11 protein-coding genes are annotated in these 12,970 nt (G+C 73.5%); 8 read left to right on the forward strand and 3 right to left on the reverse strand.

The features are described 5' to 3' along the window. The first annotated feature begins 25 nt into the window (after positions 1-25). On the forward strand, positions 26-631 hold the full coding sequence (thpR, locus tag ABT095_RS11100; RefSeq protein WP_350529047.1) for an RNA 2',3'-cyclic phosphodiesterase: 606 nt from the start codon (positions 26-28) through the stop codon (positions 629-631). On the opposite strand, the gene ABT095_RS11105 is transcribed toward thpR, so the two are convergent. Further along, positions 620-2,341, reverse strand: coding sequence for a glycoside hydrolase family 35 protein (locus ABT095_RS11105; protein ID WP_350529048.1), 1,722 nt, complete (start codon positions 2,339-2,341; stop codon positions 620-622). The genes thpR and ABT095_RS11105 overlap by 12 nt on opposite strands. 85 nt (positions 2,342-2,426) lie before the next feature. On the opposite strand from ABT095_RS11105, the gene ABT095_RS11110 reads away from it, so the two are divergent. After that, a complete protein-coding gene (locus tag ABT095_RS11110; protein ID WP_350529049.1) occupies positions 2,427-3,266 on the forward strand; it encodes a helix-turn-helix transcriptional regulator in 840 nt (279 codons plus the stop codon). 141 nt (positions 3,267-3,407) lie between these two features. On the opposite strand, the gene serC is transcribed toward ABT095_RS11110, so the two are convergent. Together serC and ABT095_RS11120 are read right to left on the reverse strand one after the other, a co-directional pair. Next, complete coding sequence (gene serC, locus ABT095_RS11115) at positions 3,408-4,526, reverse strand: phosphoserine transaminase (protein ID WP_350529050.1); 1,119 nt, start codon at positions 4,524-4,526, stop codon at positions 3,408-3,410. 134 nt (positions 4,527-4,660) lie between these two features. Then, positions 4,661-5,761: a citrate synthase 2 gene (locus tag ABT095_RS11120; RefSeq protein WP_350529051.1), complete on the reverse strand. Its 1,101-nt coding sequence runs from the start codon at positions 5,759-5,761 to the stop codon at positions 4,661-4,663. Positions 5,762-6,162: 401 nt separating this feature from the next. Here ABT095_RS11120 and pdxH point away from each other — a divergent pair, with 401 nt between their 5' ends. The 6 genes from pdxH to ABT095_RS11150 all read left to right on the forward strand — a co-directional run bounded on the left by pdxH (position 6,163) and on the right by ABT095_RS11150 (position 12,950). After that, positions 6,163-6,786 (forward strand): pyridoxamine 5'-phosphate oxidase, encoded by a 624-nt coding sequence (pdxH, locus tag ABT095_RS11125; protein ID WP_350529129.1) that lies wholly within the window; start codon positions 6,163-6,165, stop codon positions 6,784-6,786. 245 nt (positions 6,787-7,031) lie between these two features. Continuing rightward, on the forward strand, positions 7,032-7,214 hold the full coding sequence (locus ABT095_RS11130) for an FxSxx-COOH-like cyclophane-containing RiPP peptide (protein ID WP_350529052.1): 183 nt from the start codon (positions 7,032-7,034) through the stop codon (positions 7,212-7,214). Between the two features lie 75 nt (positions 7,215-7,289). Further along, positions 7,290-9,644: an FxsB family cyclophane-forming radical SAM/SPASM peptide maturase gene (locus tag ABT095_RS11135; RefSeq protein WP_350529053.1), complete on the forward strand. Its 2,355-nt coding sequence runs from the start codon at positions 7,290-7,292 to the stop codon at positions 9,642-9,644. A 33-nt stretch (positions 9,645-9,677) separates the two neighbouring features. Further along, the gene (locus ABT095_RS11140) at positions 9,678-10,475 is read left to right on the forward strand and encodes an AAC(3) family N-acetyltransferase (protein WP_350529054.1); all 798 of its coding nucleotides are present in this window, start codon (positions 9,678-9,680) and stop codon (positions 10,473-10,475) included. 30 nt (positions 10,476-10,505) lie between these two features. Next, on the forward strand, positions 10,506-11,672 hold the full coding sequence (locus ABT095_RS11145; protein WP_350529055.1) for an acyltransferase family protein: 1,167 nt from the start codon (positions 10,506-10,508) through the stop codon (positions 11,670-11,672). A gap of 3 nt (positions 11,673-11,675) precedes the next feature. Beyond that, positions 11,676-12,950 (forward strand): putative glycosyltransferase family protein, encoded by a 1,275-nt coding sequence (locus tag ABT095_RS11150; RefSeq protein WP_350529056.1) that lies wholly within the window; start codon positions 11,676-11,678, stop codon positions 12,948-12,950. The last annotated feature ends 20 nt before the right edge of the window (positions 12,951-12,970 follow it).

Genomic DNA, 12,970 nt, shown 5'->3' on the forward strand with positions numbered 1-12,970 from the left:
CTATCAGGTGATCGAGGATGGGGGCATGAGGCTTTTCGTGGCGGTGCTGCCGCCGGTGGCGGCGGTGCAGGAGCTGGTGGACGCGGTGGCGCCGCTGAGGGCGGCGCCGGAGGCGGAGCGGCTGCGCTGGTCCGGGGTGGAGGGCTGGCACCTGACGCTGGCCTTCCTCGGGGAGCTGCCGGTGCCGGAGGTGCCGGCGGTGGAGGAGCTGCTCGGGCGGGTCGCGGCCGGGCACGGCGCGCACCGGCTGCGGCTGGCCGGGGGCGGCTGCTTCGGCGACCGGGTGCTCTGGGCCGGGGTGGCGGGGGAGGTCTGGGCGCTGCGGCAGCTGGCGGAGGCGGTGCGGGGCGGCGTCAACGAGCTGGGGGTGGAGACCGACCAGTACGGCTTCCACCCGCACCTGACCCTCGCCCGGGGCGGCTCCGCCCACGGGCAGCGCCGGGCCGAACGGCGGGCCGCCGCCGGGGGCATGCAGGTGCTGGCCGAGCGGCTGGCGGACTTCCGCGGCGTGGAGTGGGAGGCCGCGGAGCTGCACCTGGTGCGCAGCGAGCAGGGCTTCGGGGCGTCGCGGTACACCACGCTGCGCAAGTGGCCGCTGGCGCGGTGGGAGGCGCAGCCGTCAGAAGGCTGAGCCGCGCAGTTCGACGGTGCGCGGGGTGGCCGGGCCGAGCTCGAGCACGGTGATCGTGTTGGGGCCCGGCCGGAGCAGCGGCTCCGGGCAGTACAGCGCGCGCTGGGGGCCGCGGGGGTCGTAGCGGCCGAGCAGGAAGCCGTTCGCCCAGAGGTAGCCGTACCGGCCGTCGGGGACGGCGAGGAAGGTGTCGCCGGGGGTGTCCAGGGTCAGGGTGCCGAGGGCGAACGGGCCCGGGGTGCCGGGGGTGAGCGGGGGCAGCGGGGCGTCCAGGTCGAGGGCCTCGGTGCGGCAGCCGTGCAGGTACTGGCGCTCGTGGCGCACGCCGGTGATGCCCTTCCAAGTATCGCGGACCGGGCCGTAGTTGGGGCGCCCGAGGGAGTCGACCAGCAGCTCGACCAGGGCGCCGCCGGGGGCCGGGACGGGCTCGGCGGGCACGCCTCGTTCGAGCTCGGCCGCCCGGACGCCGTTGACCAGCAGGGTCGCCCGGTCGTGCAACCCCTCGACGGTGAGCGGGAGTTCGGGGCTCCTGGCCGGGGTGCGGAAGGTGTACCGGACCACGCCGTGGGCCAGGCCGAGGTCTTCGAAGGTGGGCGGGGTGGGGTGGTCGGCGGGCGGTCCGAAGGGGATCGGGGCGGTCTCGGCGAGGGGGACGGTCTCGGGCTGCAACAGCTCGGGCAGGGTGGGGAGTTCGGGGGTCGGCCCGGTGGCCAGGACGTGCTGGAGGGCGGTGAACTTATCGGTGGGGGAGCCGCGTTCGTCCAGCGGGGCGTCGTAGTCGTAGGAGGTGGTGATCGGCTGGTAGGGCGAGTGCTCCCAGTCGGTCGAGTTGAACGGCGGGTCGGCGAGGTTGGCGCCGGCGCCGGTGCCGAAGTTGGTGCCGCCGTGGGCCAGGTAGAGGTTGACCGAGGCACCGGCGGCGAGGATCCGCCGCAGGGCGTCGGCGGCGGAGGCGGCGTCGCGGGTGTGGTGCGGGCGGCCCCAGTGGTCGAACCAGCCGTTCCAGTACTCCATGCAGAACAGCGGGTCGTCCGGCCGGTGGCGGCGCAGGGTCTCGAAGGCCTGCTCCGGGTCGGAGCCGAAGTTCACCGTGGCGAGCACCCCGGGCAGGGTGCCGCCGGCCAGCAGGTGGTCCTCGGGCCCGTCCGAGGTGAACAGCGGCACGGTGACGCCGCGCCGCCGCAGGCCGTCGGCGAGGTGGCGCAGATAGGCTTGGTCGCTGCCGTACGAGCCGTACTCGTTCTCCACCTGCACCAGCAGCACCGGTCCGCCGCGGTCGAGCTGGCGCTCCACCACGGCGGGCAGCAGCCGGTCGAACCAGGCGTCCACGGCGGCCAGGTACTCCTGGTCGCCGCTGCGGGCCCGGCCGCCGACCCGGGCGGTCAGCCAGGCGGGCAGCCCGCCGTTGCACCACTCCGCGCAGATGTACGGCCCGGGGCGCACAATCGCGTACAGGCCCTGGCGGTGCGCCTCGTCCAGGAAGGCGGGCAGTTCGTCCAGCCGCTCGAAGGCGCCCGGGCGGGGCTCGTGCCGGTTCCACGGGACGTACGTCTCGACGGTGTTGAGGCCCAGCGCGCGCAGGGCGGTCAGCCGGGCCGGCCACTGCGCGGGGTGGACCCGGAAGTAGTGCAGCGCGCCGGAGAGGATCCGCAGCGGGCTGCCGTCGAGCCGGAAGCCGCCCCGGTCGTACGTGAGGGTGCGAGTGGGCATGGGGCCAGCCTGCGGGAGTGATCCCGTCCGGACCATGGACACGGGCCACCGGCGTGTTGGACTGTCGCGGGGGAGGTCGGTGCGGATGGAGCGTTGGTGGCAGTACTTCGAGCCGGGGCCCGGGCAGCTGGCCACCGGGCTGGCCTGCCTGGGCGTGGGAGTGCAGCAGGGGCGGCTGCCCACGGTGGGGCCGCGCACGCTGGACCACTGGGTGGCGGTGGTGATCACCAGCGGGCGGGGCTGGTACGTCGGGCCGGACGGGGTGCGGCACGCGGTGCGCGCCCCCGCCGTGCTCTGGCTGCGCCCGGGTGAGCCGCACCACTACGCCCCCGGCCCGGAGGGCTGGGCGGAGGCCTTCGTGGACTTCACCGGCGGCGGCACGGCCGGCTACACCGAGCTGGGGCTGCTGCCCGGGGCGGCCGTGACGCCGCTCATGGCCGCGGAGGCCGCGCAGCGGGTGATCGCCCGGATCGTGGCGGCCTGCCGCCGGGGCGGGCCGCTGCTCGGGGCGGAGACGGCGGCCGGGGTGCACGAGCTGCTGGTCGAGCTGCGGCGGCACCGGGCGGACCTGGACCGGGCGGGGGAGCCCGTCCTTGAGGTGCTGCGGCGCGGCGCCTGCCTGCCGCTCTCGGTGGCCCAGCACGCCCGGCGGGCCGGGCTCACGGTGGGCGAGCTGCGGCGCGCCCTGCGGGCGGTCGGGGAGGCCGGGCCGAAGGAGTACCTGCTGGGCGTCCGCCTGGCGGAGGCCAGGGAGCTGCTGGCGGGCACCGCCCTGCCGGTCGCGGCGGTGGCCCGGCGGGTGGGGTACGAGGACGCGGCGTACTTCACCCGGCTGTTCACCCGGCGGGTGGGGGTGGCACCGAGCGCCTACCGGCAGCAGGCGGGCAGTGCGAGCGGTCCTCGGTGTGCCGGGTACCCTCGATGACCGTGGACCCCAAAACCCGGATGCGGATCGTGAGCGGCGCACTGCTGCTGCTGTTGGTTGTCGTGCTGGTCAGCTCGCTGGTCAAGTGAACGCGGAAGGGGGGTGCGGCCGAGGCCGCACCCCCCTTCGCACGTCAGTGCCTCAGAGCGCGTCGACCACGTAGTCGATGCAGGCCGTGAGGGCCTGGACGTCGGCCGGGTCGACGGCCGGGAACATCGCGACGCGCAGCTGGTTGCGGCCGAGCTTGCGGTAGGGCTCGGTGTCGACGATGCCGTTGGCGCGCAGGGCCTTGGCGATGGCGGCGGCGTCGATCGACTCGTCGAAGTCGATGGTGCCGACCACCTGGGAGCGCTCCTCGGCCTTGGCCACGAAGGGCTGGGCGAAGGAGGACTTCTCGGCCCAGGAGTACAGGATCGAGGAGGACTCGGCGGTGCGGGCCACGGCCCAGTCCAGGCCGCCGTTGCCGTTCAGCCACTCCAGCTGCTCGGCGAGCAGCAGCAGGGTGGAGATGGCCGGGGTGTTGTACGTCTGGTCCTTCGAGGAGTTGTCGATCGCGGTCGGCAGGTCGAAGAACGGCGGGATGTACCGGCCGGAGGCGGCGATCTCGGCGGCGCGCTCCAGGGCGGCCGGGGAGAAGGTCGCCAGCCAGAGGCCGCCCTCGGAGGCGAAGCACTTCTGCGGCGCGAAGTAGTAGACGTCCGTCTCGCGGATGTCGACCGGCAGGCCGCCCGCGCCCGAGGTGGCGTCCACCAGCACCAGCGAGCCCGCGTCCGCGCCCTCGGGGCGGCGGATCGGCATCGCGACACCGGTGGAGGTCTCGTTGTGGGTGAGCGCGTAGACGTCCACCCCCGCCTCGGCGACCGGCAGCGGGTGGGTGCCCGGCTCGGTCTTGATCACGGTCGGGTCGTCCAGCCAGGGGGCGGCCTTGACCGAGGAGGCGAACTTGGAGGAGAACTCGCCGAAGTTGAGGTGCTGGGACTTGCTTCGCACGAGGCCGAAGGCCGCGATGTCCCAGAACGCGGTGGAGCCGCCGTTGCCGAGCACGACCTCGTACCCCTCGGGGAGGGAGAAGAGCTCGCGGACGCCTTCGCGGACGCGCTTGACCACGTTCTTGACCGGGGCCTGGCGGTGCGAAGTGCCCAACAGGGCAGCGCCGGTGGCAGCGAGGGCATTCAGGGCCTCGGGGCGCACCTTGGACGGGCCGCAGCCGAAACGGCCGTCGGCGGGCTTGATGTCAGCGGGGATCTGGATCTGAGCCACGTTGGGCAGCCTACTGCTCTCGAAAGGGGGCGGGAACGGCGTTCCGCCCGCTGAGACGTGAGCTTCGCTGGTCACGCCGGGGGGTGTGCCGGGGCCTGGTCACCCGGGCGGGTGACCAGGCCTCAACCGTGCGTTCAGTGGGCGATGGACTCGTAGCCCTCGATCTCCTGCGGGCTGCGGGCGGCGGGGCCGATGTAGCGCGCGGCGGGGCGCACGAGGCGGCCGGTGCGCTTCTGCTCCAGGATGTGCGCCGACCAGCCGGCGGTGCGGGCGCAGGTGAACATCGAGGTGAACATGTGCGCGGGCACCTCGGCGAAGTCGAGCATGATCGCGGCCCAGAACTCGACGTTGGTGGCGAGCACGCGGTCGGGGCGGCGGTTGTGCAGCTCCTCCAGCGCGGCCTTCTCCAGCGCCTCGGCGATCTCGAAACGCGGGGCGCCGAGCTCCTTGGCGGTGCGGCGCAGCACGCGGGCGCGCGGGTCCTCGGCGCGGTAGACGCGGTGGCCGAAGCCCATCAGGCGCTCGCCCTTGTCGAGGGTCTTCTTCACGTACGCGGCGGCGTCGCCGGTGCGCTCGATCTCCTCGATCATGTGCAGCACGCGCGAGGGGGCGCCGCCGTGCAGCGGGCCCGACATCGCGCCGACGGCGCCGGAGAGCGCCGCCGCCACGTCGGCGCCGGTGGAGGCGATGACGCGGGCGGTGAAGGTGGAGGCGTTCATGCCGTGCTCGGCGGCCGAGGTCCAGTACGCGTCGATGGCCTTGACGTGCTTCGGGTCCGGCTCGCCGCGCCAGCGGATCATGAAGCGCTCGACCACCGTCTCGGCCTTGTCGATCTCGCTCTGCGGGACCATCGGCAGGCCCTGGCCGCGGGCCGACTGGGCCACGTAGGAGAGCGCCATCACGGCGGCGCGGGCGAGGTCGTCACGGGCCTGGTCGGCGTCGATGTCGAGCAGCGGCTTGAGGCCCCAGACCGGGGCGAGCATCGCGAGCGCGGACTGCACGTCGACCCGGATGTCACCCGAGTGCACCGGGATCGGGAACGGCTCGGCGGCCGGCAGGCCGGGGTTGAACTTGCCGTCCACCAGCAGGCCCCAGACGTGGCCGAAGGAGACGTGACCGACCAGCTCGTCGATGTCGACACCGCGGTATCGGAGGGCGCCGCCTTCACGGTCGGGCTCGGCGATCTCGCTCTCGAAAGCGACGACACCCTCAAGCCCGGGTACGAAATCGGACATGGACGGCTCCTTCAGTGATCCGATGCGCCGGGCCGCCGTGGTGGGGCGGGGCCGGCGATGACCGTTTGGTGGTTGGCACTCGGTGTCAGAGTGGCAGGCACGGAGTGCATTGCGCCAGACACCACCACGGTGATGTTCCTCCGGGGCCTGACGTCACTGGCGGGCCCGGTCCGTCCCCGTTGACGGACAATACGGCGCGAGGGGATCCAAAGCGGGACATTCCCTCGCGTGCCGGATGGTGGAGCGGCGGCGAGACACCTTATCTCCCACCTGGGTTTGCCCGGGCGTAGCGGTACCCGACGCTTGTCGTACGGGATGATGTTGGGGTGCCTACCGCGGAAAGCCACCCGAAACACCAGTCGACGCCCGCCGAGGACCGGCCCGCTCCGGACCCGAGCGTGATGCGCGAGCACTACGAGCACGACGGCCTGGCCGAGCAGCAGCTCGCCGCCGACCCGCTCACCCAGTTCACCCGGTGGTTCCACGAGGCGGAGCAGGCCGGGGTGCCCGAGCCGAACGCGATGGTGCTCTCGACGGCCGACGCGGCGGGGCGGCCGAGCTCCCGGACGGTGCTGCTCAAGGGCTTCGACCGGCGCGGTTTCGTGTTCTACACCAACTACGGCTCGCGCAAGGGCAGCGAACTGGCAGTCAACCCGTGGGCCGCGCTGCTGTTCCCGTGGATCACGCTGGGCCGTCAGGTGCAGGTGACCGGCCGGGTGGAGAAGGTGGGCCGGGACGAGACCGCCGCGTACTTCCGTACCCGCCCGCACGGCTCGCAGCTGGGCGCCTGGGCCAGCGAGCAGTCCAGCCCGGTGAGCAGCCGGGAGGTGCTCGAGCGGCGGTACGACGATCTGGCGGCCCGTTACCCCGAGGGTGAGGGCGTGCCGGTGCCGCCGTTCTGGGGCGGGTTCCGGGTGGTGCCCGAGTCGGTGGAGTTCTGGCAGGGCCGGGCGAACCGGCTGCACGACCGGCTGCGGTACGTCGCCGAGGGGAGTGACTGGCGGGTCGAGCGGCTCTGCCCGTGAGACGCGGTCCGCGGCCGAGCGACCGGCTCGGCTACGTCAACCGCCGTACGGGGGACTAGACCGAGCTGATGGAGAGTCTCACTCTTCCGGGCCATTCTCCGGGGGCGCCAGGGGCTGCTGGGGGTGGGCATGGGGAAAATCGGGCGTAATCGGGATCGACCCAGTGCCAGGACAGGGTATCTGTGTTACCCCGTTTTCCCGCGCCCCAAGCTTCCCCGTGCCCCGGGCGCAGAAACGAGACTGCCATGGTCGCCGCACTCGCCGTCCGTCCGGCCGACACCGAGCCCGCCGGACCTGCTGCCGAGCGCCCCTCGCTCACCGAGCTGGCCGCCCGCGGCCCCGAGGAGCTCATGGCCCGGCTGCACCGCGCCTTCCCGGGCGAGGAGCCCGGTGCGGTCGCCGTCGCGGCCTTCAACTCCTCGATCTGACGGGTCGGATCCCCCCGTCCCACCCGTCCCGGGCCCGGTTCGCCCCGGGCCCGGCAGTCCGTTGAGCCGGTAGCCATGCCACGCCCCGAAGCGCCGCCCGCCGCCGTACCCGCGCAGGCGGGCCCCGCCGTCGTGCCGTTCTCGCAGTTCGTGCTGAAGATGCACAGCCGCTGCGACCTCGCCTGCGACCACTGCTACGTGTACGAGCACGCCGACACCAGTTGGCGCGGCAAGCCCCGGGCGGTCTCCGAGCGGGTGCTGGTGCGGGCGGCCGAGCGGATCGGCGAGCACGCCCGGGCCCACCGGCTGGCCGCCGTCCACGTGGTGCTGCACGGCGGCGAGCCGCTGCTCGCCGGGCCGGTGCTGCTGCGCCGGGCGGCCGAGGAACTGCGCGCCGCGCTGCCGGCCGGCTGCGCGCTCGACCTGCGCATCCACACCAACGGCGTCCGGCTCGACCGGACGTACCTGGAGCTCTTCCGTGAGCTCGGCATCCGGGTCGGCATCTCGCTGGACGGTGACCGGGCCGCCAACGACCGGCACCGCCGGTACGCCGACGGGCGCAGCAGCCACGGCCAGGTGCTGGCCGCCGTGGAGCTGCTGCGCGGGCCCCGGTACCGGCACCTGTACGCCGGGCTGCTCTGCACGGTGGACGTGGAGAACGACCCGGCGGCCGTCTACGACGCGCTGGTCGCCCTCGACCCGCCCCGGATCGACTTCCTGCTCCCGCACGCGACCTGGGACACCCCGCCCAAGCGGCCGCCCGGCGCCGGCGCGACCCCGTACGCGGACTGGCTGCAGGCCGTGTACGACCGCTGGACGGCTCGCGGGCGCCCGGTGCCGGTGCGGCTGTTCGACTCGGTGCACCGCACCCTGCAGGGCCGCTCCAGCCTCACCGAGTCGCTCGGGCTCGACCCGGCCGACCTGGTGGTGGTGGAGACCGACGGCACGCTGGAGCAGGCCGACAGCCTCAAGACCGCCTACGACGGCGCCCCCGAGACCGGCTTCGACCTCTTCGAGCACGGCCTCGACCGCGTCGCCCGCCACCCCGCGATGGTGCGCAGGCAGTCCGGCCTGGCCGGGCTGAGCGCGCAGTGCCGCTCCTGCCCGGTGGTCGCCTCCTGCGGCGGCGGCCTCTACGCGCACCGGTACCGGGCCGGGCGCGAATTCGACAACCCCTCCGTCTTCTGCCGGGATCTGATGAAATTGATCACCACCATCCGTGACCGCGCCGCCGACCCGCACGGTGAAGCGGGCACCCTGGACCTCGAACTGACGGATGCCCAGTTCGACGAGCTGGCCGCCGGGCACGGCAGCGCCGAGACGGTCGATGCCCTGGTGCAGGCCCAACTGCGGCTCACCAAGCAGCTGTTGGCCGCACTCGCGCCGCAGGCCCCGCAGGCCTGGGCGGTGCTCGCCCGGCTGGACGCCGAGGCCCCGCAGGCGGTGGACGCCGTGCTGCGCCACCCGTACGTACGGGCCTGGGCGGTGCGCTGCCTGCGCGGCGAGCCGTTCGCGGAGCCGGGCGGGCTGGCCGCGCTGGCCGCCGCCGTGAGCCTGCGGGCCGGGGCGGCCTGCGAGCTGGCGGTGCCGGTGCGCGACGGCGCCGTGCACCTGCCGACCCTGGGCCGGCTGCTGGTCGGCGAGCCCGGGCCGGTGCACCTCAGCGGCAGCGCCGAGGGCTTCACCGCCGGCGGGGCGGCGGTGCGTTGGGGCGAGAGCGCCGGGCCGCACTGGCAGCCGCTGCGACGGGTGGAGCTGACCGGCGGCGGGGGCTGGACGCTCGCCCTGGAGGACATCGACCCGGCCCGGGCCGAGCACCAGCACCCGGTGGCCGGCCGGCTTCCGGAGCCCGAACTGCAGGCCTGGACGGGCGCGTTGCGCGAGGCCTGGGAGCTGATCCGGCGCGACCTGCCGGGCCACGCCGCCGGCCTGCGGGCCGGGCTCGGGGTGGTCACCCCGCTGCGGCCCGGCCCCGCCGGGCGGGAGGTCAGCGCCGCGGCCCGGCAGGCCTTCGGCGCCGTCGGGATCGCCCGCCCGGCCACCGCGCCCACCCTCGCCCTGCTGCTCACCCACGAGTTCAACCACGTCAAGCTGGGCGCGCTGCTCGACCGCTACGACCTCTTCGACCGCACCGACGCCCGCCGCTACCACGCCCCCTGGCGGCCGGACCCGCGCCCGCTGGAGGGCCTGCTGCAGGGCACCTACGCGCACCTGGCCGTCACCGAGTACTGGGCCTCCCGGGCGCGGGCCTACGACGGGCTGGCGAGCGAGGCGGCCGACCGGGCCCGCACCGAGCTGACCACCTGGCGTGGGCACACCCGGGACGCGATCGGCACCCTGCTCGGCTCCGGTTCGCTGACCGGCCCGGGCGAGCGCTTCGTCCTGGGCATGCGGGCGGCGCTGGAGCCCCTGCTCGCGGTGACGCCCTAGAGGTGCTGAAGGCCGAGGTGGTGGGGTGGGGGAATGGGAGACGTGGTGTACGCGGCCGGTGAGCTGGAGCAGCACCTGCGGGCGATCGGGGTGCGGGCGGGCGAGACGCTGCTGGTGCAGTCCTCGCTGCGCTCGGTGGGGCCGGTGGACGGCGGCGGCGAAACGATTCTGAAGGCGCTGCTCGGGGCGCTCGGCCCCGAGGGCACCCTGGTCGTCTACACCGCCTCGCCGGAGAACTCCGACACCTCCCGGCTCGCGCTGGCCCGCACCGAGGGCCTCGGCCCCGCCGAGCTGCGCGCCCACCGGGCCACCATGCCCCCGTACGACCCGGCCACCACGCCCGCCTCGCCGATCCTCGGCGCCCTCTCCGAGCTGGTCCGCGCCCTGCCCGGGGCCGTCCGCAGCGCGCACCCGCAGACCTCCTTCACCGCCGTCGGCCCGAAGGCCGAGGAGGTGACGGCCGGCCACGCGCTCGACTGCCACCTCGGCGAGCGCTCGCCCGCCGGCGCGCTCTACCGCTCCGGCGCCCGGGCCCTCCTGGTGGGCGTCCCGGTCTGGTGCTGCACCGCCTTCCACCTCGCCGAGTACCGCCTGCCCGGCCAGGGCACCCAGCGCTACGGCTGCGTGGTGCGCGACGAGCGCGGTCTGCGGCAGTGGGTGCACTTCGACGCCCCCAAGCTGGAGGACGCGCACTTCGTCCGGATGGGCGAGGCCCTGGAGCACGACATCGCAGGGCTGATCCGGGGCGGCTTCGGCGATGCCGGCTGCTTTCTGCTGTCCGTCCCCGAGGGAGTCGACGCCTGTACGGCCTGGCTGGCCCGCCGGAGCTGACAGGGGGGGCGTGGAATAAGATCTCGCCCCATGTATGCCCAACTCACCGACCCTGAGCTCGCCGCACCGGCGCCGGTCGTCAAGCCCAAGCCGAGCCGGATGGCGGCTCTCGACGGCCTCCGGTTCCTGGCCGCCATCGTCGTCGTCTCGTACCACTACACGGCGATGGGGTCGGTGGCGTGGGGCGGGAAGTCCTCCCAGAAGCTCTTCCCGCTGCTGCACCACTTCACCGCCTACTCGTGGATGGGCGTGCAGCTCTTCTTCCTGATCAGCGGCTTCGTCATCTGCATGAGCAGCTGGGGGCGCTCGGTCGGCGACTTCTTCATATCCCGGGTGACCCGGCTCTACCCGGCGTACTGGGCCGCGGTGCTGATCACCGCGACGGTGCTGGCGATCTGGCCGACGGTGCTGCCGCGCCGTTCGCTGCACGACGTGCTGGTGAACCTCACGATGCTCCAGCTGCCGATGGGGGTCACCCAGGTCGACGGCGTGTACTGGACGCTGTGGATCGAGATGAAGTTCTACCTGCTCTTCGCGCTGGTCATCTGGCGCGGGCTGAACTACCGCTCAGCCGTCGCCTTCTGCTCGCTGTGGACGGTGGCCACGGTGATCACGCGGGAGACCGGCAGCGACTTCCTCGACATCGTGGTGGTGCCGGAGTACTCGCCGTTCTTCGTGGCGGGCATCGCGTTCTACCTGATGTACCGGTTCCGCCCGACCCCCCTGCTGTGGGGCATCGTGGTGATGCAGTTCCTGCTGGCGCAGCAGGCGATCATGTTCAACTTCCGCCACGAGATGCGTGACCTCAACTACACCGTGCCCGAGTGGCCGGTGATGGTCATCCTCACCGTGATGTTCGCCGTGATGGCGCTGCTCGCCCTCGGCAAGCTCTCCTGGGTGCGCGGCAAGTGGCTGACCACCCTGGGCGCGCTGACCTTCCCGCTGTACCTGGTGCACGAGAACATCGGCTGGAACCTGATCCACGCCTTCCGCACCAAGCTGCCGCACGGGGTGCTGGTCGTGCTGGTCACGCTGGCCATGCTGACCCTGGCCTGGCTGATCAACCGCCTGGTGGAGAAGCCGCTCTCCAAGCGGGTGCGCGCGGCCGTCAGCCGCGGCGTCGAGGAGATGCGCAGCCAGTCCGGCCAGGCCTTCGCCCGGCGCAAGGCCGAGCCGATCAGCAACGGAGACCGCTGAACCATGCAGTCCACCACCAGAGGCCGCGCCTCGGGCCTGAAGCTCCCCGCGCTGATCCTGCTGTTCTTCACGGTGTTCCAGGTCTTCGGGCACTCGCACTGGATGATCTCCAACGACTCCTACCGGTACGCGCGGAGCACGCTGCAGATCCTCGGCGAGCCCAAGGCCAAGGCCCAGCAGGACGCGCTCAAGGCCTTCTGCAGCAGCCGGGCGCACCGCAACTACACCGAGGGGGTCGCCTCCCTCGACACCTTCCAGGAGCCGGAGCCGCACGCGCAGTTCTTCCAGAACTGCATGGGCCAGGCGAAGAACGGCGCGCTCTCGCCCAACCAGCCCAGGTACGACCGGATCTTCGAGACCCGCCCCGGCTACCCGCTGCTGCTGGCCCCCGCGGTCGCGGCCTTCGGCGTGCTGCGCGGCATGTGGCTGATGGCGCTGCTGATGACGCTGCTCTCCGCCGGCCTGGTGTACCGCATCGCCCGGGAGGCCGGCCTGGCGGTGCCGGCGGCCGGGGTCGGGATGGCCGCCTTCCTGCTGTCCCCGCTGTGCGACGCCAGTGACGGGTCGATGGGCGGGCTGACCGAGGGGCCGGCCATCGCCACCACCCTGGCGGTGGTGCTGGGCGGGCTGTGGCTCATCCGGGGCCGGGTGGCGCTCGGCGCGGTCGTGACGGTGCTCGGCTACCTCGTCCTGTGCCTCACCAAGTACTCGACCGGCATGATGCTGGCGGGCGCCTTCGCCGCCGTCGGGGTGCTGCTGGCCGTGATCCGGCCGGAGCTGCGCAAGTGGCAGCTGCACGCCTTCACCGGGATCTCCGCGCTCACGGTGCTCGGGGTCAGCGCGGCGACGCACCTGTGGCAGCTGCCGGGGATGAACGAGACCCTGCAGGACACCTTCGCCAACCACTTCACCCAGCCGGACGTGCCGAACACCACCAGCCTGCTGCTGCGCCTCAACGGGGTCTACTGGCAGCACTGGCTGATGGCGGAGGGCTACTCCTCCTTCTACCTGCCGCTGCTCGTGGTGACCTGCTGGATCTTCGTGCGGCTGCGCGGCCGGGCGCCCGTACTGCTCTGGCTGTGCCTGGGCATCTGGCTGGTCGGCATGGCGGCGGCCGTCGCGCACCCGGTCGTCGACCAGGGCTTCCGGCTCTGGCTGCCGGCCTGGCTGCCGGTGCCGTTCGGCCTCGCGCTGGGCGCCGACCACCTGGTGCGGCTGCGGGACCGGAGCGGCGACGCGCAGGCCCCGGCCGCGGCCCCGGAGCCGGTCTCGGTCTGAGCGCCGCCCTCGGGCGGCGG

The organism is Kitasatospora sp. NPDC002227, assembly GCF_040296285.1.
In the GTDB taxonomy this organism is placed as follows: domain Bacteria; phylum Actinomycetota; class Actinomycetes; order Streptomycetales; family Streptomycetaceae; genus Kitasatospora.